Genomic DNA, 24,985 nt, shown 5'->3' with positions numbered 1-24,985 from the left:
AATAATTATATGTTAATTCAAGGAAAAAAATTTTGAGAAATAATTGTATGTTATTAAAATAAACAGCAAGGAGGAGAGGAAATGAAAGCAATTGTTATTGTTCAATATGGTAGTGTTGAAGAATTAAAAGAAAGGCAAGTTTTAAAACCGGTTGTTAAGAATAACGAAAAAGCTCAACAATAAATAATATCCCATACTATACATTTTCATTTGCGGGTATTATTTATTGTTAGCTATTGTGATATTACTTCTAACAAATACTGTTTCGTATTGTATCGTGTAATTTTTCTAATCCAATTTCCATATCTTTCTCGTTTAACATTGAATAGCTAATTCTTAATTGGTTATCATTTGTTTCGTAATTTAATAGACAAGCCGTTCCTGGTAAAAAAGAGACATCTACTTCATTTGCTTTTTGTAATAAGGTAAAGGGATCTATCGAATCAGGCAGTGTCACCCATAAATTAAAACCTCCATTTGGTATTTCAAAGTTTAGTTCTTTTAATGACGACAATATATCAATTGTTAAATCACGTCTCATTTGTAAAGCTGTACGTAATTTTTCTAAATGGTTTTTCATACGTTCTGCACGTAAAAACGGTAGAAGTGCCTTCTGTGTTAATAAAGGACTACCGATATCCATCGAACCTTTTACTGCATATAGCCATTCAAAAATAGGGCCATCGGCAATAAGTGCTGCGATACGCAGTCCTGGTGCTAACGTTTTACTAAATCCTTTTATATATATTACGTGGCCATCTTTATCAAAACTTTTGATTGGGGGCGGGATTATAGCATCCTCAAAATATATTTCTCCGAAAGAATCATCTTCAATGATAAAAAATTGATATAGCTCCGCTAGTTCTATAAGTTCCATTCTTCGTTCTTTACTCATTACTGTACCTGTCGGATTCTGGAAGGTTGGATTCGTATACAATAAAACAGGATTTTTACTTTGACAAATATCATCAATTAAGTCGGAGCGAACTCCATGATTATCAAGAGAAACGGGAATGATTTGAACACCTTTATTGATGAAAACATCAAGTGCAGCACTGTAACATGGACTTTCTACTAATACAATATCTCCAGGTTTTAATAATGTTTGAGCAATTAAATCAATTCCTTGTTGTGCTCCGCTTGTAATTAATAATTGAGATGGGTCTGTCACTAATTTCTGGTGTTCATTTAAGTAATTTGCTATTTCAACTCGCAATTCATAATCGCCTTGAACTGGCCCATAAGTTGCTAACAACATCGGATTTTTATCCAGCAATTTATGCATTTCATCTGCCAAAAATGGATTTGGTAACAGACGAGGATACAGAATTGCTTGTGAAAAATTATAATATTTACGGTGCTTATTCATTGCATATTGAGAACGCATAACATTAATGGTTTTCGTTTGTTGCCATTTATACGGAATTGGTTTGAAATCTTTCTTTACATGTTTATGTATATAAGCACCTTTACCTTGTTGGATGCGTATATATTCTTTCTTTTCTAACTGCTTATATGCTTTACGAACAGTTAATAGACTAATCTGCAAATTTTCGGCCATAGAGCGTAAAGATGGGAGTGAGTCACCATGCGAAAGCATGCCACTTTGTACTCTTTCTACAATTTGCATATATATTTGCTGATAATACGGTATGTTGGATTCTTTACGAAGGACAATCTTCATGGTTTCACCTTTTTCGTTTTTATTTAATTAAAGCGAAAAATATAAATAGAATCAACTATGATTTTAGGTAACTGTTATATACGCAGATACACTGTTATACACCATACCCTCTATACTCATTTTAAGAGTAAAAAGGAGGAAGAAAAATGGTCATTTTTAATTACATTTTAGTATGTATTATTTTCGGGACAACATTTTTAACGATAAAAATTGGAATTGAAGCAGGCGCGCCACCGTTGTTTTCAGCAGGAATTCGCTTCTTTTTAGCGGGCATAATCCTTATGATTATTTTTAAATTCAAGCGAAAAGAAATTATGCCACATATATTTTCAAAACGCATTATGTATGCTGGATTTTGTTTAACATTTATGACATTCGCAAGTTTATATTGGTCAGAACAATATATTTCTTCAGGATTAGCTGCTGTTCTTTCTGCTACGGGACCAATGATGATTTTGTTAATACAAGCAAAGAAGAATAGGGAGAAATTACAAAAGGAACAACTCGTTGCTTTAGTTATTGCACTAATAGGTGTTATATTTGTTTCTTTACCAGGAATGCATCAACAAGTAAGTTTCATATGGAGTATTGCTTGTATTGTTTTAGTTATAGGAGAGTTATTTTACGGAATAGGCTCTATTCGTTCGAAAGAAATACTTTCAGATTTATCAAATGTATCACCATTTCTTATTAACGGTATTCAAATGTTTTATGGAGGGATTTTACTCCTAATCACATCTATTATTGTAGAACAACCAAATGTAACCGTATTAACTTCATGGAGTGTGCAATGGCCTATTTTATATCTCATACTTATCGGATCGATTGGTGGACACGGATTATATTACTGGCTCTTATCAAAAACAAATCCAGTATTTCCATCGACGTGGTTATATGTATCACCATTAATTGCAATAATTGTGGGATATATCATTTTAGGGGAACCTTTAAATCCTACAATGGGAATGGGGGCTTGTCTTATATTGATTGGTGTATTTTTGGCCAATCGTTCAACGCTACGGGCTTATTTCAAAAAAGGGCGGTTATTAGAGAAGGAGATGTAGTTCCATAAAGCAACAGCCCTGTATATTACAGGACTGATAAAATAAAAAACACAGTTGGAAAAATAACCAACTGTGTTTTTTATAATTAATTCACTTTTTTAATAAAGCCTTTATAATGACGTTTTACAAGCTGGCTTTCTAACGTCTTCATAGTTTCTAGTGCTACACCGACAATGATAAGTAAGCTTGTACCACCAATTTGAGCAGAAGGTGGTAACGTAGCAATTTTCGTGAATACGAGCGGTAATATAGAAATAGCACCTAAGAAAATTGCACCGATAAATGTTAAACGGTATAGAATTTTAGTTACATATTGTTCAGTTGCTTTACCAGGACGAATACCAGGAACATATCCATTTTGCTTTTTCAAATTCTCAGCCATTTGTTCAGGATTTACTTGAATAAATGCGTAGAAGTATGTGAAAGCAACGATAAGACCGACATAAAGTGTCATTCCAATTGGATGTGCGAAATCAAGATTTGCAACTAACCATTTTGATACGCTTGAATCAGGGAAGAGCTGCGCAATTGTACGTGGCGTCATTAAAAATGCAGAAGCAAAGATAACTGGTATAACACCAGCACTATTTACTTTAAGAGGTAAATGAGTGTTTTTTGCTCCTTGATATGGATTGTTTCCTGAAACAGCTTTTGCATATTGGATCGGTATTTTACGTACAGCTTGTTGAATGTAAATAACGCCAACAACTATCGCTAAAATTACGAGTCCAATTAAAACAATTTTTATTATGTGCATGAATAGCTGATCTCCAGCATTTTGGAATTGTTGTAAATAAATTTGATTTGCAACATTTGGAATCGCAGCAACGAGACCTGCGAAGATAATCATCGAAATACCATTACCAACTCCGTTAGCGGTAATTTGTTCGCCTAACCAAAGTAAAAATGCAGTACCTGCAGTTAAAACTGTCGCAATAAATAAGTATGTAGTCCAGCTTTGATCTGTTATTAATTGTCCACCTGCTATATTATTAAAGCCATAAGACATTCCGATGGCCTGTATGAATGCGAGAATGATTGTAAAGTATCGAGTGAATTGAGCTGATTTCTTACGGCCCATTTCTCCTTGCTTTGCCCATTCCGAAAACTTAGGTATAACATCCATTTGTAGTAATTGTACTATGATGGAAGCTGTAATATATGGTGTAATACCTACAGCAAAGATTGAGAAGTGTTGCAATGCTCCTCCGCCAAATACGTTTAACATACCTAGAACGTTAGCTTGATCTTGTACTTTTAATACCTCTGCGTTAGTATGAGGAACTGGAATAAACGTGCCAATTCGAAAAACGATTAACATCGCTAGTGTAAAAAGGATTTTCCTTCTTATCTCAGCTACTCTCATGAAATTTGAAATCGTACGAAACATTATGTCGCCTCCTATATTTTTATCAGTAAAAAACTGATTATTATACCCTATGAAGTAACCACAAACCTCCTTCCACACTAAATTCATTTGACAAATGGATTTTCATACACTTTGTAGTTTTCACGGATATAAAAATATAAGGTGTTATATAAGCGACCTATACACTTTACGTAATCATTCAATACCCATAATATATCGAATAAATTAACAAATGTACATACATACGCATTAAAAATGAATAAATAGGGTCGTTTTTTACATTTATTTAATGATAAATTGATAGGACATTATACTGGTAAATGCGCTTCGTATATTCCTTTAATCAATTAAAATCCTCCACCTTTTTATTTTCTTACAATCAATATATCGATTTAAAAAGACTTTAAAATCAAATAAAAGTATGAAAGTACATACTACTTTAGTAGTAGTAATAGTAATCAATTGTATTTCAATTAAAATTCATGTGATTAGAGGATTCTTTTTATTTAAGAAGGAATAAATATTTAAAGAAAGCTAAATAAACAGTGTACATATTTATAGGGGAGAAGATGTAAATGAAAGTTTTTATAAAAAAATTACCACCATTAGAAGTAGCATATATAAGACGAACTGGTAGCTACTTTGAACCACAAGATCACTGGGGAAAGTTACTAAATTGGTCAATTGAAAATAAACTTTATCCACCAGAGCAATCATTTATCGGAATATCATTAGATAATCCTGAACTTGTTGCAAGTCATAAGTGCCGGCATGATGCATGTGTTACGATTCCTGAAAACTTCGATAAAGAAAAGCATCATGATGTGCAATTTAAAAGATTAGATGGAGGTACATATGGTCTATACCAGTTCTATGATGAACCTCATAAATTAAGTGAAGCGTATCAATACATGTATGCAGAGTGGCTACCAAATAGTGAGTATGATGCAGATTATGATAGAGATAATTTAGAGTTTTGCTTAAAGAATGTTGCTGAAGATCTAGACGGAAAGTTAAAGGTTAATTTATTTGTGCCAATTAAAAAGATATAAAAAACAAATAATTTCATTTGTAGCTTTAAAATGAAATTGGAATAGTAGTGAAAGAAAAACTTTTTTCGAAGATAATATTTCTAGCGTAGGAATTTAAGTATGCAGGTTGCAATGAAAGGAGAATCCACATGGATACATTTGTAAATGACAAGTTTTATGAAACGAGAGATCAATTAGTTGAGGAAATTACTTTGTTGAGTGATGCTCAATTTAATAGGAAACCAGATAAGGATAAATGGAGTATTGCACAAGTTTGTCATCATTTAGTTTTATTAGATGAGAGAGTTATAACAGTTATTTCATCAGGATTAAAAAAGTTAGATAGTACCCAAAATGAGCGTAAAGAAATTCACACTATTTTATTAGATAGAACGAAAAAGTTTATAGCTCCAGAAATGATTGAACCAAGTATAGAACCATTTGAAGTGGAGCAAATGCTCAATATGCTAAGCGAAGCAAGAAAAGAATTGATGCGTTTCCTGAGCACAATAGAAGATGAGTCTATATTAGCGAAAAAATCAGTGATGCATCCAGCTCTTGGAGAATTATCCCTTGATCAGTGGATAGAACTGATCTATTTACATGAACAGCGTCATATTTCACAAATAAAAGAGATAAAATTGCTTTGTGAAATTGAAAAGTAAAAATCATTCCCTATTTATTGATGCGTATTATAAACAGGGAAAACGGTTGATTCATATTGATTCAGAAGAAAACAAAAATAGAATGAAATTAGTTGAAAGTAACCAATAAACTTAAGAAAATATGAAACTATCCGATTTTCTGTATAAGTGTAACCCCGTCTTAAATGAAGAGCGGGGTTATTTTTTTGGAAGTACTCTTCACACGCTTAAGGAAGGGGCATTCTGTCAGGAAACGATAAAATACAATTCTGTTAGGGGATGTATGCAATTTATTCTCTTTATTTTGCAACAGAACCACCTTCAAAATTATCTTTTGTAGTTGAAGTTTCCTGAATAATAAGTTACATTTTTAAAGTTCAAGCAACTTTATGAAAGTACAAAAAGGGGAGAAATATTATTATTATGCAAAAAATGAAATGGAAGAACTATGTATGTTACTTTGTAATTCTATTACTGCTTGGAACAGCAGTAATAGTCAAACCACCTATCTCTAAGGCTGAGGAATCTGAAGTTAATATCACATTGTTAGGTACTGCAGATATTCATGGTAGATTTATGCCTTGGGATTATGCGCTTGATGGAGCAAATATGAGTGGAAGTTTGACGCAGCTTTATACGGTTATAAAGAAGGTCCGTCAAGAAAATCCAAATACCATATTAGTAGATGCTGGGGATACAATTCAAGGAAACTCAGTAGAATTATTCAACGATAAACCACAATCGCCAATGATGGTAGCGATGAATACAATGGGATATGACGCCTGGGCATTTGGAAATCATGAATTCAATTTTGGATTAGATACATTGAAAAAAGTTAGTGAGCAATATAAGGGAAAAACGTTAGCAGGAAATATTTATAAGGAAAATGGAGAGCGCTTTCTTCCTGCATATACAATTGTAGAAAAAGGTGGAATTAAAGTTGGGATTATTGGTATGAATACACCAATGATTAGTGATTTTGAAAAAGGGACAGATCACTTAGATGGTTTAGTGGTGAAAAATCCGGTAGAAGAGACGAAAAAGGCAATTAAGGAATTAGAAGGTAAAGTAGATGTAATGGTAGGAGTTATGCATATGGGATTAGAAAATGAGAATGGTATCCCTGGTACTGGTGTTCAAGATATTGCAAATGCTTGTCCGGAACTAAGCGCTATTTTTGCGGCTCATATGCATAAACTTGTAAAAAAAGAAGTTGTAAATGGCGTAATTATTACAGAACCAGATAAATATGGAACACATATTTCACGTATTGACCTTACTTTTACAAAGCAAGATGGGAAATTGGTTTTAAAAGATAAAACTGCTACCGCTATACCTGTAAAAAATGCTGATGGAACAACGATATTATCTGATCCTACACTTGAAGAAACATTAACACCTTTTCACGAATATGCGAGAGGAGATGCAAATGTTGTAGTCGCTCAATTAAAGGGGAGAAATCTTGTTCCTGAAAATGAAATAAAAGGTATTCCAAGTGTTCAGATTCAAGAAACACCTTTATCAGATTTCTTTCATGAAGTCATGCTCTACTACAGTAAAGCGGATGTAGTAGCCCATCAAATTGATAATGATTATGCCCGTTTGGATATAGGTCCTATTAAGAAAAAAGATATTGCGTACAATTACCAATATGCCTTGGGAGAAATTACAGTATATAAAATTTCTGGAAAAGATTTAAAAGACTATATGGAATGGGCAGCAGGATATTTTAACTCATCTCGTGCCGGAGATGTAACCGTTAGCTTTGATAAAACCCGCCGTGCATCTAAATACAGTACGAACGATTTCTTTGGAGGCGTAAAATACGAAATTGACTTAACAAAACCATATGGAAGTAGAATTACAAATTTACGCTCTATTCGTACAAACAAACCAATCAAAACGAGCGATGTTATGACGCTGGGAATGAATGCATATAGAATGGAGGCTCTTCAGGCAAAAGGAGGAGCTTTAGAGGGGCGTAAGTTTGAACAAATTTGGTCATCTAAACAAGAGAATGCATTTGGAGAAACAGGTGGAACCATTCGTAACCTTGCTATTACATATTTAAAAGAGGTAAAGAACGGTGTATACACACCAAAAGTTATGCGTAATTGGAAAATTACTGGTGTAGATTTACATTCTTCAGAGCATAAGGCTGTAGTTGATCTTGTGAATAAAGGGATTTTAGAAATTCCAAAAACAGAAGACGGAAAATACACAAATATAGCATCTATAAATACGAAAAACTCAATTTCAAAAGAAGAGATTGTAGCACTCGCACAAAAAGCAAATATTAATCCAAATGAGTTTAATCATGCAAAGACAAAAGGTGAATTTTATAAAAAACTTAATAGGATTACTAAAAAAATATAAATTATAAGGTTTCTTATAGTAATTGTTATTTTAATAGTAGGAAACCCACTCTTACAATAGTAAAGAGTGGGTTTTTATGTTGTTATTTAGATGTAAGTATACCTTTATTAGAATGAATATAGATAATTAATAACTAACCAATTGGATGAGTGTCTATAAGGATTCTCTTTTATTCAAAATAATGTACATATGTGTTCCGTTCATTATTTATAATATTGACCACAATTTATGTAATTTTGCATAATGTTACATAAATTTCGTATTTTCTCTTTTTTCCGACAGGAATAGACAGTATACTTTGTACAAGCTTTCTATTTCAAAAATTATACGAGGTGAAATAATGAAAAACAAAAAGACATTAACTAAGGTAGCATTAACAACAGGATTAGCTTTAACAGCTGTGGCACCATATGGCGTAGGTCATGCAGAGGAAACAGATCAACTACAAGTTCAAATTCAAGAGGAATCGTTCCGTTCGGGTGAACTTACACAGCCGTCACAAAAGGCACCAGAAAATGTAGTAAAGGATGCACTTAAGGAGAAAACAGAGCAAGCTCTGTCCCAAAAACAAGTCAATGGAGAAGCAGGGGTAGATTATAAAGTCCTTCAAAAACGTGGTTCGTATGATGGAACTACACTTGTGCGTATGCAGCAAACATACGAAGGAAAAGAAGTATATGGCCATCAATTAACTGCACACGTAGATAATAAGGGGGTTATTAAAAGTGTTTCAGGTGATAGCGCGCAAAATTTAAAACAAGAAGAATTGAAAAAACCTATTAATCTATCAAAAGATGAAGCAAAACAATTTATTTATACGAAGTACGGGAACGATATCAAGTTTATTTCTGAGCCAGAAGTTAAAGAGGTTATTTTTGTTGATGAAAATAATGGACAAGCTAAAAATGCATACCAAGTTACCTTTGAAGCTGCAACACCAACCTATGTTTCTGGTACTTATTTAATAAATGCACAAAATGGTGATATGTTAAAAAATATGGTACAAGAATCTAACTTAAAAGCCAGTGACAAACTAGTTGGAGCTTTAAAGAAAAGTAAACAAAGCAGTCTTACATCATTAACTGGAACAGGAAAAGATGATTTAGGTATTTCTCGTTCATTTGGTATCTCTAAACAAAGTAATGGCAAATATGCTCTTGCTGATTATACAAGAGGGCAAGGCATTGAAACATATGATGTGAATTACAGAGATATTACTAAAGAAGAAAGCTATTATCCTGGTACATTAGCGACTAGTACTTCGGCAACATTTAACGATCCAAAAGCAGTAAGCGCTCATTACTTAGCAACAAAAGTATTTGATTTTTATAAAGATAAATACAAGCGTAATAGCTTTGATAATAAAGGACAAAAAGTAGTTTCAGTTGTACACGCTTGGGATTCTGAAGAGACGAATGATCCGAAAAATTGGCAGAATGCATTAAGTGCTAATAATGGAAGTATGCTTGTATATGGCGATCCTATTGTTAAAGCATATGACGTAGCTGGACATGAATTTACACATGCTGTTACTTCTAGCGAATCTAACCTTGAATATTACGGGGAATCCGGTGCGATTAATGAGGCATTATCTGATATTATGGGAACATCTATTGAGAAATACGTAAATAATGGAAACTTTAACTGGACAATGGGAGAACAAACAGGATCTGTTTTCCGTGATATGGAAAACCCAGCTTCTGTTCCATCTTCACTAGGAGTACCTTATCCAGATGATTACAGTGAATTTAACGATTTTAATGGATGGGATCAAGGCGGTGTTCATTTTAATTCAAGTATTATTAATAAAGTTGCGTATCTCATTGCAAAAGGCGGAACTCATAACGGAGTAACTGTTAAAGGAATTGGTGAAGATAAAATGTTTGATATTTTCTATTATGCAAATACAGATGAGTTAAACATGACTTCTAATTTCAAAGAATTGAGATCAGCATGTATTCGAGTGGCAACTAATAAATATGGTGCGAATACAGCTGAAGTTCAAGCAGTTCAAAAAGCATTTGATGCAGCAAAAATTAAGTAATTTAGAAATATAGTTCTCATTCATATATTAATACATTATGAAAAACAGCTAATGTCATTTTAAGGATATTAGCTGTTTTTTTCATAGCAATGTATTATTGAAAATAAACTGACTAAGCAATAATGAGGCGTTTTCTCTTTAAGAAGTAGTGACAAATCAATAAGGTTTAAAGTGTATAAAAACAGAAAATTAATAATATATTGACCTCTTGATAGAAAGTCTATAAAATGAAAGCGATAACAAACGATTGCTTTAAAATGATTTCCCTGATCTTTTAGTATTTACAAATATATGAAGGCATAAACAAATCTATTTTTTTAAGCATTAATGCAAACGCTTTCGTATTAAAAGGTCATTGAAATACATACGTGAAAATAGCCAATATGGAGGTGAAGTTAAAGAGATTTCTAGATAAATTTAAGCAGTTTTATTCAGTGAAAGCATAATAAATCGTTAGTAATATTTGAAGAAAGGGTGTATGTGGTGCAAATTACAAAAAGATTAATTAATAAAACAGTTTTATTACTTACTTTAATCATTATGTTATCATCTGTTTTCTCTTTTCAGAGTGTGAAGGCAATTTCAAATTCGAAAACAACTGAAATTATCATTCATTACAAAGAGAAGCTTGGAAATACAAAAGACTGGAATCTTTGGTTATGGGGTGAAAATGCAAATGGTACATCTTATGAATTTACTGGTGAAGATGAATTTGGAAAATACGCTAAGCTAAAAATAGACGGTGACTATAATCGTGTAGGATTTATAGTTCGAACAAATGAATGGGAAAAAGATGGTGGAGATCGTTGGATTGAAAATATAAAGGACGGTCGTGCTGAAGTATGGATTCTTTCGGGTGATGAAAAAGTATATAACTCTAAACCTTCATCGGATCTCTCAATTCAAAAAGCAACTATTGATAGTTTCCATGAAATTACTGTAACGACTAATGTCCCGTTTCATATTAGGGAAAAGAAAATTGAAATTGAAGGCATTAAAATTAAGGATATTAGTCCTTATGATATAAACAGTGGAGATATTACTAATAAGGTTAAAATAATTACGGAACAGAAAATTGATTTAAAACAAACATACAAAGTTAAAATAGAAAACTTAGCTGATACGAATACTGAAATTGGTAAAGTCATTCGTAGCGAGGAATTTGATAATTTATTTTATTATAGTGGTAACGATTTAGGGAATACATATACTCCGCAACATACAAAGTTCCGTGTATGGGCTCCTACTGCAAGTGAAGCGAAGTTAGTTACATATAAAAAATGGAACGATAAAATAGGTACTGAAATAAACATGCAACAAGGTGAAAAGGGAACTTGGACAGCAGAACTAAAAGGGAACCAAAAAGGGCTCTTTTATACGTATAAGGTCAAAATTGGTGATAAGTGGACTGAAGCAGTTGATCCGTATGCACGTGCTGCTTCTGTAAATGGAGATAAAGGTGCGGTTGTTGATTTAGAAGAAACAAATCCGAAAAAATGGAAAGCAAACAAAAAGCCAAAATTTAAAAATCCGGAAGATGCTATTATTTATGAGTTACATGTACGCGATCTTTCCATTCAACCTGAAAGTGGTATTAAACAGAAAGGGAAGTATTTAGGTGTAACAGAAAAAGGAACAAAAGGGCCAGGAGGTGTAAAAACAGGACTTGATCATATAAAGGACCTTGGTGTTACTCACGTTCAGTTTTTACCGATATTTGATTATGCTTCAGTAAATGAAGAGACTTTAAATGAACCGCAATATAACTGGGGATATGATCCTAAAAATTTCAACGTTCCAGAAGGCTCCTATTCTACAAATCCTTATGAGCCGACTGTGCGAATAACTGAATTAAAGCAAATGGTTCAAACACTACATGATAATAATCTTCGAGTAGTGATGGATGTAGTATATAACCATATGTATAACGCTGCTGAATCTAATTTTCATAAGTTAGTTCCAGGTTATTATTATCGTTACAATGAAGATGGAACATTTGCAAATGGAACTGGAGTAGGAAATGATACTGCTTCAGAAAGAAAAATGATGAGGAAATTTATGATAGATTCCGTCACATATTGGGCAAAAGAATACAATTTAGATGGATTCCGTTTCGATTTAATGGGTATTCATGATTATGAAACGATGAATGAAATACGTAAAGCTGTTAATCAAATTGACCCTTCTATTATACTACACGGAGAAGGATGGGATTTAAATACACCTCTTGCAGCTGAGTTGAAAGCAAATCAAAAAAATGCAGAGAAAATGAAAGGGATTGCTCATTTTAACGATAATATACGTGATGGGTTGAAAGGTAGTGTATTTGAGGAAAAGGAAAATGGTTTTATAAATGGAAAGGAAAACATGGAAGATCGTATTAAAAAAGGTATTACGGCAGGTATTGACTACGATACAAATTCGTCTACCTATCAAGATCCGGAACAGGTATTAACTTATGTGGAAGCACATGACAATCATACATTATGGGATAAACTTGAGTTAACTAATTCAGGTGACAGTGAAGAAGTGCGAAAACAAATGCACAAATTGTCTTCTTCGATTTTATTAACATCACAAGGAATTCCATTTTTACATGCAGGGCAAGAGTTTATGCGGACGAAATACGGTGATCATAATAGTTACAAATCTCCAGATTCAATTAACCAGATGGATTGGATGCGCCGTGCAACGTTTAATAATGAAGTAGATTATATGAAGGGGTTAATAGAATTACGCAAAAAGTACTCAGCTTTTCGAATGACATCTGCAGAGCAAATAAAAACAAACGTATCATTTATTGATGCTCCGAAAAATACTGTAGCTTATACAATAGAGGGGAATAAAAATGAATACTTTACAGTGGCTCACAATGCAAATAGAGAAGCTGTTGAAATAACACTTCCATCGAAAGGGCCTTGGAAAGTACTAGTAGACAGCAAGCAGGCGGGAAGTAAACCACTTTATGTTGTCCATGACAATAAAATTAAAGTTCCTGCATTAAGTTCATTTGTCTTAAAAACAGAGAAACCGATTAAATAAAAGCGAAGAATGTGGAAATAAATACTGCATTGAGCAAATTTAACAAGGATTGCAAATGAAAAAAGCGAAGTGAAGATTATTCTCACTTCGCTTTTAAAGTTAATGTAATATAATTTCACATACTGTAATTATATTACAATTTAATAAAAGAAATAAGCAATAGATTATTTCTTTTATGGCAGTAGGAGAAGAAGATATCTTTGAGTTTATTTATAAAATTATCTGAAATACATTCGTAATTCAGATAATGTTTATTATATATTCGAACATATAACGAACTAGATGTTCGAGTTGTATTAATTCCTACAAATCGTTTAAAAATAACAAAGGCGTAAAAAGTATATGGAATTAAAATAGAGAAAAGACACCATTCTGAAGTGACCCCTGTCAAGTAGACAGTCTTTAAAAAGCACAATTAAGCAACCTGAGTTCTATATTTATATGGACTCAGGTTATTTAATTTCTTTTGAAATCTTTGATAATTATAAAAGTACATATATTTGCGCACGGCAACTTTCACCTCATCAGCCTTACGGAAAGAGTATAAATGGAAACACTCTGACTTGAAATGACTAAAGAAGTTTTCTATACAAGCATTGTCCCAACAATTTCCCTTTCGTGACATGCTTGCCTTCATTTGATATTTTTTTAGTAATTGGTTATATTGTCGAGATGTATATTGAAACCCTTGATCACTGTGTAAAAGAATTCCTTTTACATTTCGTTTTTTTCTTGCCTTTTTCAGGGTATCTAACACAAGCTTCAAGTCGTTTCTACGGCTGATTTCATAGGCGACAATTTCATGATTGTATAGATCTTTAATCGCGGATAAATATAGTCTCTGTCCATTGAAAATTAAGTAAGTAATGTCTGTTACCCATTTCTCATTCGGTTTGGAAGCTTGAAAATCTCTGTTTAGATGGTTATCTGAAATCACATAGGCTTCTTTCTTTCCGTAATAAGGACGTTTTCTCCTAATAACGGATCTGATACCTAATTCCTTCATAAGTCTCTGTACTCGTTTATGATTAATATGAAGATTATAGGTGATTTTCAACCAAACTTGTATTCTTCTGTAGCCATAAATTCCTTTCAGTTTTTTATAGCACGTTACAATCTTTTTCTTGATTTCAGCATCCTCCAATTGTTTTTCAGAAGGTGCTGAATACCGCTTTACCCATTTGTAATATCCACCTCTGGTTACACCAGCAATCTCGCATAACATGGTAACCGTGTGCCCTGTGTTTATCATCTCATGGATAACTTCAAATTTTTTCGTTTTGGATACAGCTTCCATTCCTCCTTTTACATCTTTAAGAGCTTTTTTAGCATTTCATTTTCCGCTTCTAATCGTTTTATCTTTGCTTCTGGATCTTCTGGCTTCGTTCTTGGTCTGCCTAAACCGGATCCTTTCGCTTTACCACGTTTTTCTTCTAGCCCTTTGATTCCTTCGGCTTCAAAGTGTTTCACCCAACGCCTTACGACCGAGTGATCAATTCCTAATTCCTTGGCAACAGTTTTATAGCCCATTCCTTCTTTTATATATAAATCTACTGCTTTCTTCTTGAATTCCATATCATAAGTTACTCGAATTTTACCCATAGAAAAATCCCCTCCATAGTAAACAGATTAATGTGCTTTCTTTTTTCTGTCTACTATAAGGGGATCATATCATTCAAGGTGTCTTTTCTCTATTTTGAATATGAAATGTAAGTAACTCGATTGTATGTAATAGTATGTGATATTTTCACACTAACTGATTAAGAAAAATTTAAAACTCTTTTCTTAATCTATTTGTAATAAATTACATCATAAAATTTTATCGATATAATAAATAAAACTTTCTCAACATTATTTGATTTAATAACTATATTCAACCGCTCTCCAATCCATTACAATAATTTCACATTGGAAATACATGAATATTCTCAATGTTATAAATGGTTTATACCTTATAGGATTACTATGGGAAAGGATGTGAAATATCCAAAAAAAAATCATTTTTTATGATGAAATAAAAAATTTTAATGAAGAAAAAGTTATTTCATTATTTTCAAGTTTCGTTAAAGTGCATGTATTTATAATCACTATGAGACAAGGAGCAGAATCTAAAAAAAATTTTGTAGATTAGAAAATTGCATTTCAAAAATAAGTTAAACGTTTATGGAGGGTTATATGAGCGAGAAAATTTATTACTGGTCTCCGATTAAGCATTGGGAGAAGTTGCATAATGAAGTTTTGATCGGGGAAATGAGATTTACAGGTATTCTGTCTGAGTGGTTTCCTGATTTTTATTTTATGGCTCAAAAAGGTGTGAAAATCAGTGAACTAGTAGAGCGCTTTTCATTAGGAAATGTAGAAGAGACACACAAAAACATAGAGCTCATGATAAAAAATCGTGTGTTAGTAAGTAACATATTACACCCAAGAGAAGTATTTTCTTCACAAGAAAAGATTTTTTCCAATCCATATAGCAACCAGATTCGCTTTTCTAAAGAAAAGTTAGATAAGTATATGAGTGAACAATTAAATCGCACGCACGTTGCTGCACGGTCGACCGAAATTCAACTTGAAACAACAAATGAGCTACCTACTATAATCAAGGAACGTAGATCTTGTCGTCAATTTGATATGGAAAAACATATTAGTTTTTCGGAATTTTCCCGATTCTTATCAACTCTAAAACAGGTTAGGGAAGAAAAAATATACTATCATTACGCAAGTGCAGGCGGGCTCTATCCCATTGATATCTTTGTTTATGTAAAACCAAAACGTATAGAGGGTATGAAAGCTGGATTTTATTATTATAACCCATCAAAAAATAGTCTTGTGATTGTAAATAGCATTGATCAAGTAATCAAAAGTGATCATGAGTTAATTAATCAGGATTTATTTACTCAATCTGCCTTCTCAGTTTATTTGGTTTATAATGCGAACGCTTCCATCCCGAAATACGGTTCAGATGGATATTTATTTGCTTGTATTGAGTCAGGCATTATCACTGCTACCTTAAATATAGTTGCTGAGACATTAAATTTAGGGGTTTGTTCAGTTGGTCATATGAAATTTGAAGATATTCAGCAATTTTTATGTTTGGATAATCATCAAGTGTTTCTCCATGGGCTTGAAGTTGGCTTAAAAATTAACGAGTAGAAGAAATGAATATTAGGGGGATAAAGATAAAAATGCACATTAAAGATCGAAGTTCGATTCATGAAAATAAAGAAGTAGAAGCGTTTTGGAAGGAGCAATTATCTTCCGAGATTCTCGATTTTTCTGTATTTAAATTTAATAGCGATTACCAACTAAATAAAGAAATACCTTGTGAGTACGTTCAAGTCATAGTGAATGTAGAATTTAGTAAAAGTATACAAAAAATAAGTAAGTCTCAAGATTTATTATTATTTAGCTGGTTTCAAGCCGCTTTAAGGGTTTGTTTGGCACATTATACAGATCAAGAAAGAATTACTATTGGTATTCCTATAATTGAAAAGAATCTTGAACAAAGTGAGAATCTTAATAAGTTGATTCCTTTAGGAAGTGAAATCCATCCGCATCACACCTTTAAACAATTAGTAAATGAGATTGAACAAACGACTTTAATCGGGTATGAAAATCAGGAGTATCCGCTCTCTGAATTATTAGTTAAACACAATTTAACTCCTTTTCAAATTGTAATCGGGATGGAAGGATTACATAATGAAAATTCGCTAGAAGAATACGCAGAGAATAATTTAGTCCTATGGATACGAAGAAAATGGAATGAAATACATAATGAATTTGAATTTCAAATTTCTTGCAAGTCCCGTTCATTCTCTTCTTTGCAACAGTTTGCCAATTCGTATTGTTATGTTTTAAAGCAAGTTTCACAAAATCCGAATTTGGCATTGAAAGATATTTGTATTATTGCAGAAGAAGAAAAAGAGTTGTTAGAAGGATTGAATACTTTTCAAACGGGCATAGATTTGTTTCAATCATTTCAAGATTTGTTTGAAGCGCAAGTATTAAAAACTCCAGATCAAATTGCTGTTGTTTGTAATGATCAATCTTTGACATATAGAGAATTGAATAAGAAAGCGAATCAATTGGCTTCTATTCTTCAAAGTAAAGGTGTTTCAAAAGAAAGTATTATTGGCGTTATGGTAGATCGGTCATTAGAAATGATTATTGGTATGATGGGGATTTTAAAAGCAGGAGCAGCGTATTTACCAATCGACCCTAACTACCCAACTGAACGAATTGAATATATGTTACAAGATAGTCAAGCAAAATATTTACTTAGTAAGCGAACAGAGGAAGTATTGCCGCAATTTGCGGGTGAAGTACTGTATCTTGATAAAGAATATCTTTTCCAAGGTGAAGAAAGTAATTTAGTACGAGAACATAATCCTAATGATTTGGCTTATGTTATTTACACATCAGGATCGACAGGAAATCCAAAAGGGGTAATGATCGAACAAAAATCGCTAGTTCATTTTTTAAATGTAATGAGAGAAAAAGTAAAGGCTAATCAATCATTCTTGTTTCTTGCTAGTGTATCTTTTGATATTTCCTTGTTAGAAATATGTCTTCCTTTAACGCAAGGTTCAAAAGTAGTAATTGCTACAGAGGACCAGTTTGCAACAAAAGAATTGGCTCTTTTAGTCAAAAAACATAAGGTGGATTTATGGGAATCAACGCCATCGCGAATGGAAGTGATTTTGAGTGATCCAGAAGGGGCAAATTTTCTAAAAGATTTAAAATCTATTTTATTAGCAGGAGAATCATTTTCCATTGATTTGGTTGAAAAAATTCGTTGTATCAGTGAAGCAACAATTTTAAATATTTATGGTCCCACAGAAACAACCATTTGCGCAACAGTAAAAGACTTGAGCACTTCCAAAGAAGTTACGATTGGCAAACCTAACCCGAATTATCATTCCTATATATTGAATAAGTATGGCCAATTAAAACCATTTGGAATTCCCGGTGAACTCTGCATTGCTGGCGTAGCGGTAGCACGAGGGTATCTTGGTAAAAATAAACTGACAGATGAAAAGTTTGTACCGAGTCCTTTTGCGGCAGGGGAAATGATGTATCATACAGGTGATCTCGTTCGTTGGTTGCCTAATGGAGAACTTGAATATTTAGGTCGAATGGATCATCAAGTGAAAATTCGGGGGTATCGGATTGAATTAAGAGAAATCGAAACTCGATTAAGGGAATATCCAGAAATAAACCAGGCTATCGTTGTTGATCAAGTGTATGGAAATAGGAAATTATTAGCTGCCTACTATGTATCGGATAACAAGGTGTCTTTTGGTGAAATCAGAAAATATTTAAGTGATAAATTACCTGAGTTTATGATTCCTGAAAAAATGATTCAGGTAGAAGAGATTCCATTGAATCCAAATGGAAAAGTGGATAGAAAAAGATTGTTGGATATAACACAAACAGATTATGTATCAATTCCATACGTTGCTCCGCGCAATGAACTTGAACAAAAATTAGTGCGTGCATGGGAAAAAGTTATGGAGATCGAGGGAATCGGTATTCATGATAATTTTTTTGCATTAAAAGGAGAATCTATTAAAGCACTTCAGGTAATTAATTTATTAAGAAAAGACGGCTTAAAAATAAGTACAACAGATTTTTTTAAGCACCCCACAATCGCTCAACTGAGTTCTTGTGTAAAGCTAGAGCATAAAGAGGAAAACCTTGAAAGTAGACCAACTTATGTTAAAGATTTGTCTAAGCCATTTTCCTTAACAGAAGTTCAGACCGCGTATATGATAGGACGGAATTCACAGTTTGAATTAAGTGGTATTTCCCCTCAAACATATTTTGAATATGAAACAGCATTGGATATCAATCGTCTTTCAAAAAGTTTTCAAAAGGTAATTCATCGTCATCCAATGTTGCGAGCTGTAATTTTACCAGAGGGAAAACAGCAAATATTACAAAGCGTTCCTGATTACGAGATTGAAATAGTGAGTCTCATAGATTTAGATGATAGGAATCAAAATGCTCGCTTACAAGAAGAGCGTTCTCGAATGACTAACCATGTATTCCCTTTGGGGCAATGGCCTTTGTTTGAATTGAAAGCTTTTCTTTTAAAAGAAGACACGTATTTATTATGTTTTCGATACGATGCTTTATTAATGGACGGAGCAAGCATGAACATTGTTGGACAGGATTTGTTGCATTATTATTATAAACCAAATCAAAAATTAGAATCTTTATCTTTTGATTTTCAAGATTATATGTTTATCTATGATGAAATGGAACAAAGCGAAGAATATAAAACAGCAAAAGATTATTGGACAAGTAAGCTTCCTGACTTTCCTTTTGCACCTTCTTTGCTGTTAAAAAAGGATCCAGCAGAGATTGCTACTCCTAAATTCCAATCACTTACAAAAATCCTGGATAATAAAAAATGGACAAAGCTACGAAAGTTAGCACAAGAGAAAGAGGTAACGCCTTCCGCTCTACTTTGTACAATATATGGTGATGTGTTGGCATATTGGAGTAATCAACGTCGATTAGCAATTAACTTGACTGTATTTAACCGTTATCCTGTTCATGATGAAGTAGAACAGATTGTTGGAGATTTCACATCACTTATTTTATTGGATGTTGATGTAAAATCAGAGCAAACTTTCTTTACTAGAGTAAAAGAAACGCAAGCTACTTTATTAGATGGCCTTGAACATCGTCATTACGATGGAGTTAACTTTATTCGAGATTTTACTCGATATCATCAAATGACGCCAAAAGCAGTTATGCCAATCGTTTTCACCTCGATGTTAGCAGGTGCAGGTGCTTTCTCTTGGGAACAACTTGGTTCTCTTCGCTATATTCATGCTCGGACTCCACAAGTGTATTTGGATAATGTAGTAATTGAAAAAAATGGAGAGTTATTAATTAGCTGGAACTACGTTGAAGAGTTGTTTGATGTTGATGTAATAGAAGCAATGTTTTCCCAATTTGTTGACTTATTGGAACAATTGGTGAAACAAAGCGATATAACATCTTTGCAGATGAAAGAATCGGATCAAACTCTAATTAAGCAATACAATGAAACAACAGAAAAAATACCTTCAACTACCCTGTATCAATTATTTACAGACCAAGTAAAACGTACGCCGGATGAAGTAGCAGTGGTATTTGAACAAGAATGGTTAACATACTCGGAACTTCATAAACGTTCTAATCAAATTGCCCACTTCTTAAAAGAGCAAGGTATTGGTCTAGGTGACAAAGTGGGTCTTTTAGCAAAAAGGCGAGTTGACACAATTGTTAATATGTTAGGTATTTTAAAATCAGGTGCCGCTTATGTTCCGATTGATCCCGATCATCCTTTAGATCGCCAAACATATATTTTAAAAAATAGCTCATGCAAGCTTTTATTAGAACCTAGTCTTTATGAAGAAAATCATTTGTCATTTTATACAACAGAAGATATGCCCGCTATTGCTGGTTCAGAAGATATTGCCTATATTATATACACTTCAGGAAGTACAGGAAAACCAAAAGGAGTAATTATTACTCACCAAGCGGTTACAAATACTATTCAAGACATAAATCAAAAATATGAGGTGAATGAAGATGATCGTATTATTGGTATCTCTTCCATGTGTTTTGACCTATCTGTATACGATATTTTCGGAGCTTTAAGCACAGGTGCAATGTTAGTAATGATTCGTGATCCGAGAGACATGCAAGAATTAATCCGCACTGTTGAACGTAGAGGGATTACAATTTGGAATACAGTGCCTGCAATCATGGATTTGGCATTGGATCAAGTAGGTTCTCATTTTGAATATCCTTCTTTACGTTTAGTTTTACATAGTGGAGATTGGATTCCGCTTTCTTTACCAGAAAAAATAAAAAGACATTTTCCGATTGCAGAAGTAGTTTCACTAGGAGGGGCAACAGAAGCATCGATTTGGTCAATTTATTATCCGGTCAAACAGGTGGAATCACATTGGAATAGTATTCCATACGGGATGCCCTTGGCAAACCAAACGTATTATGTGTTGAACTATGAAAAGAAAATGTGCCCTGTTGGTGTAATTGGAGATTTATATATCGGGGGAGTGGGCCTTGCTAAAGGATATTTAAATGATGAAAAGAAAACAAATGAAGCGTTTGTGTCACATCCTGATTTTGGTCTTATATATAAAACAGGAGATTGTGGAAAAATGCATTCTGAGGGATATATTGAATTTTTAGGCCGCCAAGATTACCAAGTGAAAATTCAGGGATATCGAGTAGAGTTAGAAGAAATCTCTCATTGTCTTCTAACTTATAAACAAGTCGAACATGCTGTCGTAATTGATCAAACAGATGAGAACGGAATAAAATTTTTAGTTGCATATGTGGTAACTGAGCAAAATATTAGTACAACAGAACTACGAAAGCATTTGCGAGATCACTTGCCAGATTATATGATTCCTTCTTATTTTGTTTATTTGGAACAATTACCCCTGACTCCAAACGGGAAATTAGATAGAAAAGCGCTTCCTACTCCGGAGAAACAAAAAAATGAAGTATTTATTGCCCCAAAAACTGAAATGGAAAAAATATTAACTAGTATTTGGCAAGAAGTACTCAAAATAGATCAAGTTGGAGTAAATGATCATTTCTTCGCCTTAGGTGGAGATTCGATAAAAGCGATTCAAGTGTCCGTTAGACTGTATCGACAAGGATTCGAGCTTGAACCAAAAAATCTATTTTCATTTCCTATATTAAGGGACATGGTTCAATTTGTTAAAAAGCTAGACCAGTTTTCAAGTTCACAAACAAATGATGTAAATATAATGAACGATAATAAAGCTATATTACTAAATGTTAAAGATAAACAACTTAATCAACATACACTTACCAAAATACAAGAAAAAATGCCGGATATAAAAATAGAACGTATTTATCCGTTAGCACCTTTCCAGGAAGTTATTTATGAGCACGCTACGAATGAACCTGATACAAATGCATATTTTGAACAAACAATTTGGGCACTTGAGGGGGAGCTGGATATTAAACTCTTTATTCAGTGTTTCCAACAATTAGTTGATCGTCATGATTCTTTAAGAACAATAATTGTGCAAGATGAACAAGCAAAACCTTGGCAAGCTGTTCTATATGATGTTCAAATAAATTCAGAAATAAAAAACTTAATTGAGATGACGAAACAAGAACAGCAAGAATTCCTAGATCAGTGGATGAATGAAAATTTAAGTCAAGGATTTAAAAATGGTGAACTTATGACCCGTCTCTGTATATTCCAACTAGGTAATAACGAGCATAAGGTAATTTGGAGTTCCCATCATCTATTATGTGATGGTTGGAGCGTCAGCATTTTGATAGACGAATTATTCCAGCTCTACGAAAATACAAATGCGGGAACTACGGCGGAGTTACCTATGGTAAAACCTTTTGAAACATTCATAGATTGGACTTTGGCACAAGATCATGAGAAAGCACGTCATTTTTGGCGAGATTATTTATCAGGATACAATCAGAAAATTAGTATTCCTAAAAAGAAAGTCCCATCTAAAAGTGAAGGGTTAAACTTCACTTTTATGGATTTAACATTAGACAAGGATTTGACTAATCAGTTACAGACATTTGTAACTAAAAATAATATAACTATGAATACGGCATTACTAGCTGTATGGGGAATATTGCTTGGCAAATTTAACGGAACGAGAGAAGTAGTATTGCCTAATCTAGTATCAGTCAGACCTCCCGAAGTAGAAGGAATTGAAAATATGTTCGGTCTGTTCACAAATGTTTTGCCTATCCGATTAGCATGGACAGAAACGCAATCTTTTGTGGATTTTCTGCAAAAGGTACAACTAGAGACATTGAAATGTAATGAGTATGCATACTATTCATTTGTTGATATACAAAAGCAAAGTGAATTAAAAACTGAGTTGACTGACCATCTTTGGGTTTTTGAAAACTATCCAACTAATCCAGCAATCTTTTCTTCAAATGAGAACAGACATTTTGCTATCACGGATTACGAAGTTGTTGATGAGCCACATGTAAAGTATGGAATTATGTGCTTCCCTGAAGAAAAACTTACAATAAAGTTTGGATTTGATCAAACGGTATATGAAGCAGAGAAAATACAGGAAATATTAAATCACATCCATGGATTAATCAACATGATTCTTCAAAATCCAATACAAGCAATTGGCGATTACAAATTATAAAAAATGAAAAGGCGAGCAAGAACTCGCCTTTTTAAATAGAATAGGAGTAAATCAAATGACAAAAAACTTGCAGTTATCAGCCGAAGAGATGCGTCAGTTAGGATATCAAGCGGTTGACTTGATTGTTGATCATATGAATCATTTAAAAAGTAAACCAGTTTCAGAAACGATTGATAGTAATATTTTTAGAGAAAAGCTAATTGAAACGATTCCGGAAAACGGATCTAATCCAAAGGAATTACTTCATTTTCTTAATAACAATGTGTTTAATCAAATTACTCATGTGGATCATCCTCATTTTATGGCTTTTGTGCCAGGTCCTAATAATTATGTTAGTGTATTAGCAGATTTTTTAGCAAGTGGGTTTAATGTATTTCCTACAGCTTGGATAGTAGGTGCAGGTGCCGAACAAATTGAATTAACGACAATTAACTGGTTAAAATCAATGCTAGGATTCCCTGATTCAGCTGAAGGACTATTTGTCAGTGGTGGTTCCATGGCTAATTTGACTGCACTTACTGTAGCGAGACAGGTCAAGCTGAATAATGACATAGAAAATACGATTGTTTATTTTTCTAACCAAACTCATTTTTCTGTAGATCGAGCACTTAAAGTATTAGGTTTTAAACAGCATCAAATTTGCCGAATTGAGACAGATGAAGATTTAAAAATTTCAGTTAGTACTTTAAGAAAACAAATAAAAGAAGATCGATTAAAAGGGAAAAAACCATTCTGTGTTATTGCTAATGCAGGGACAACGAATTGCGGAGCGGTGGACTCCCTCGATGAATTGGCTGATGTATGTGGTGATGAAGATATATGGCTACACGTGGATGGAGCTTATGGGGCTGCAGCAATTCTCAGTGAAAAAGGAAGGGAGTTATTAAGTGGAATTCATCGTGCCGATTCTTTAACGTTAGACCCGCATAAATGGCTTTTTCAGCCTTATGATGTTGGTTGTGTACTTATTCGAAATAGCCAATATTTAAGTGAAACATTCCGTATGATCCCAGAGTATATTAAGGATACAGAAACTAATATAGAAGAAAAAGTGAATTTTGGGGAGCGTGGAATTGAACTTTCTCGTAGATTTAGAGCATTAAAGGTATGGCTTTCTTTTAAAGCATTCGGAGTTACAGCTTTTCGTGAGGCAATTGATCATGGCATTATGCTAGCTGAACAAGTTGAAGAGTTTTTAAGGAAAGAAAAAGATTGGGAAGTAGTAACACCTGCCCAATTAGGAATTGTTACTTTTCGTTATATTCCATGTGAGCTAACATCTACAGATACAATTCATGAAATAAACAAAAAATTGGTGGAAGAAATTAATCAAAGAGGATTTGCTATGCTAAGTACGACTAAATTAAAAGAAAAAGTAGTAATTCGACTTTGCTCTATCAACCCAAGAACAACAAAAGAAGAAATACTTCAAATCATGATGAACATAAAAGCATTAGCAGAAGAAATAAACACATCGCCTAAACATCTTATATCTGTTTCTCAACCTTGATATATTAGGCGGATTTTAC

General features: G+C 33.3%; 13 protein-coding genes. 9 read left to right on the top strand and 4 right to left on the bottom strand.

From position 1 onward, the window contains the following. Positions 1-250 precede the first annotated feature (250 nt). Positions 251-1,684 carry a MocR-like pyridoxine biosynthesis transcription factor PdxR gene (pdxR, locus tag MHB52_RS14000; protein WP_061663196.1) on the bottom strand — a complete coding sequence of 478 codons (1,434 nt, stop codon included), beginning with the start codon at positions 1,682-1,684 and terminating at the stop codon, positions 251-253. Between the two features lie 146 nt (positions 1,685-1,830). On the opposite strand from pdxR, the gene MHB52_RS13995 reads away from it, so the two are divergent. Beyond that, entirely contained in the window at positions 1,831-2,748 is a 918-nt protein-coding gene (locus MHB52_RS13995) for a DMT family transporter (RefSeq protein ID WP_061663197.1), read from the top strand. A gap of 85 nt (positions 2,749-2,833) precedes the next feature. Here the strand turns inward: MHB52_RS13995 and secY are convergent, their stop codons facing one another. Next, positions 2,834-4,138 (bottom strand): preprotein translocase subunit SecY, encoded by a 1,305-nt coding sequence (gene secY, locus MHB52_RS13990; protein WP_000490131.1) that lies wholly within the window; start codon positions 4,136-4,138, stop codon positions 2,834-2,836. Between the two features lie 554 nt (positions 4,139-4,692). Between secY and MHB52_RS13985 the strand changes: the two genes are divergently transcribed. The 5 genes from MHB52_RS13985 (at position 4,693) to pulA (ending at position 13,254) form a co-directional block, all read left to right on the top strand. Then, positions 4,693-5,169: an AraC family transcriptional regulator gene (locus MHB52_RS13985; RefSeq protein WP_061663229.1), complete on the top strand. Its 477-nt coding sequence runs from the start codon at positions 4,693-4,695 to the stop codon at positions 5,167-5,169. Between the two features lie 128 nt (positions 5,170-5,297). Next, positions 5,298-5,813, top strand: a complete 516-nt coding sequence (locus tag MHB52_RS13980; RefSeq protein WP_061663228.1) for a DinB family protein — start codon at positions 5,298-5,300, stop codon at positions 5,811-5,813. A 402-nt stretch (positions 5,814-6,215) separates the two neighbouring features. Continuing rightward, a complete protein-coding gene (locus MHB52_RS13975; protein ID WP_061663227.1) occupies positions 6,216-8,168 on the top strand; it encodes a bifunctional metallophosphatase/5'-nucleotidase in 1,953 nt (650 codons plus the stop codon). 340 nt (positions 8,169-8,508) lie between these two features. Beyond that, positions 8,509-10,212: a M4 family metallopeptidase gene (locus tag MHB52_RS13970; protein ID WP_000791444.1), complete on the top strand. Its 1,704-nt coding sequence runs from the start codon at positions 8,509-8,511 to the stop codon at positions 10,210-10,212. A 483-nt stretch (positions 10,213-10,695) separates the two neighbouring features. Further along, positions 10,696-13,254: a type I pullulanase gene (gene pulA, locus MHB52_RS13965; RefSeq protein ID WP_061663226.1), complete on the top strand. Its 2,559-nt coding sequence runs from the start codon at positions 10,696-10,698 to the stop codon at positions 13,252-13,254. Positions 13,255-13,669: 415 nt separating this feature from the next. Here pulA and MHB52_RS13960 read toward each other — a convergent pair whose 3' ends face one another. Beyond that, complete coding sequence (locus MHB52_RS13960; RefSeq protein WP_061663695.1) at positions 13,670-14,551, bottom strand: IS3 family transposase; 882 nt, start codon at positions 14,549-14,551, stop codon at positions 13,670-13,672. A gap of 8 nt (positions 14,552-14,559) precedes the next feature. After that, positions 14,560-14,856 (bottom strand): transposase, encoded by a 297-nt coding sequence (locus MHB52_RS13955; RefSeq protein ID WP_046955285.1) that lies wholly within the window; start codon positions 14,854-14,856, stop codon positions 14,560-14,562. 573 nt (positions 14,857-15,429) lie between these two features. Here MHB52_RS13955 and MHB52_RS13950 point away from each other — a divergent pair. From MHB52_RS13950 to MHB52_RS13940, 3 genes are read left to right on the top strand one after another with little or no spacing between them, the layout of a single operon-like run. Beyond that, a complete protein-coding gene (locus MHB52_RS13950) occupies positions 15,430-16,407 on the top strand; it encodes a SagB/ThcOx family dehydrogenase (RefSeq protein WP_061663155.1) in 978 nt (325 codons plus the stop codon). 32 nt (positions 16,408-16,439) lie between these two features. Continuing rightward, the gene (locus MHB52_RS13945) at positions 16,440-23,456 is read left to right on the top strand and encodes a non-ribosomal peptide synthetase (protein WP_061663154.1); all 7,017 of its coding nucleotides are present in this window, start codon (positions 16,440-16,442) and stop codon (positions 23,454-23,456) included. Positions 23,457-23,511: 55 nt separating this feature from the next. Continuing rightward, positions 23,512-24,966 carry a pyridoxal phosphate-dependent decarboxylase family protein gene (locus MHB52_RS13940; RefSeq protein WP_000164822.1) on the top strand — a complete coding sequence of 485 codons (1,455 nt, stop codon included), beginning with the start codon at positions 23,512-23,514 and terminating at the stop codon, positions 24,964-24,966. Positions 24,967-24,985: the final 19 nt, after the last annotated feature.

The sequence above is a fragment of the Bacillus sp. FSL K6-0073 genome (assembly GCF_038006085.1).
GTDB classification, from domain to species: domain Bacteria; phylum Bacillota; class Bacilli; order Bacillales; family Bacillaceae_G; genus Bacillus_A; species Bacillus_A cereus.
Note: the sequence above shows the minus strand (reverse complement) of the source record. Positions and strands in the feature narration are given on the sequence as shown.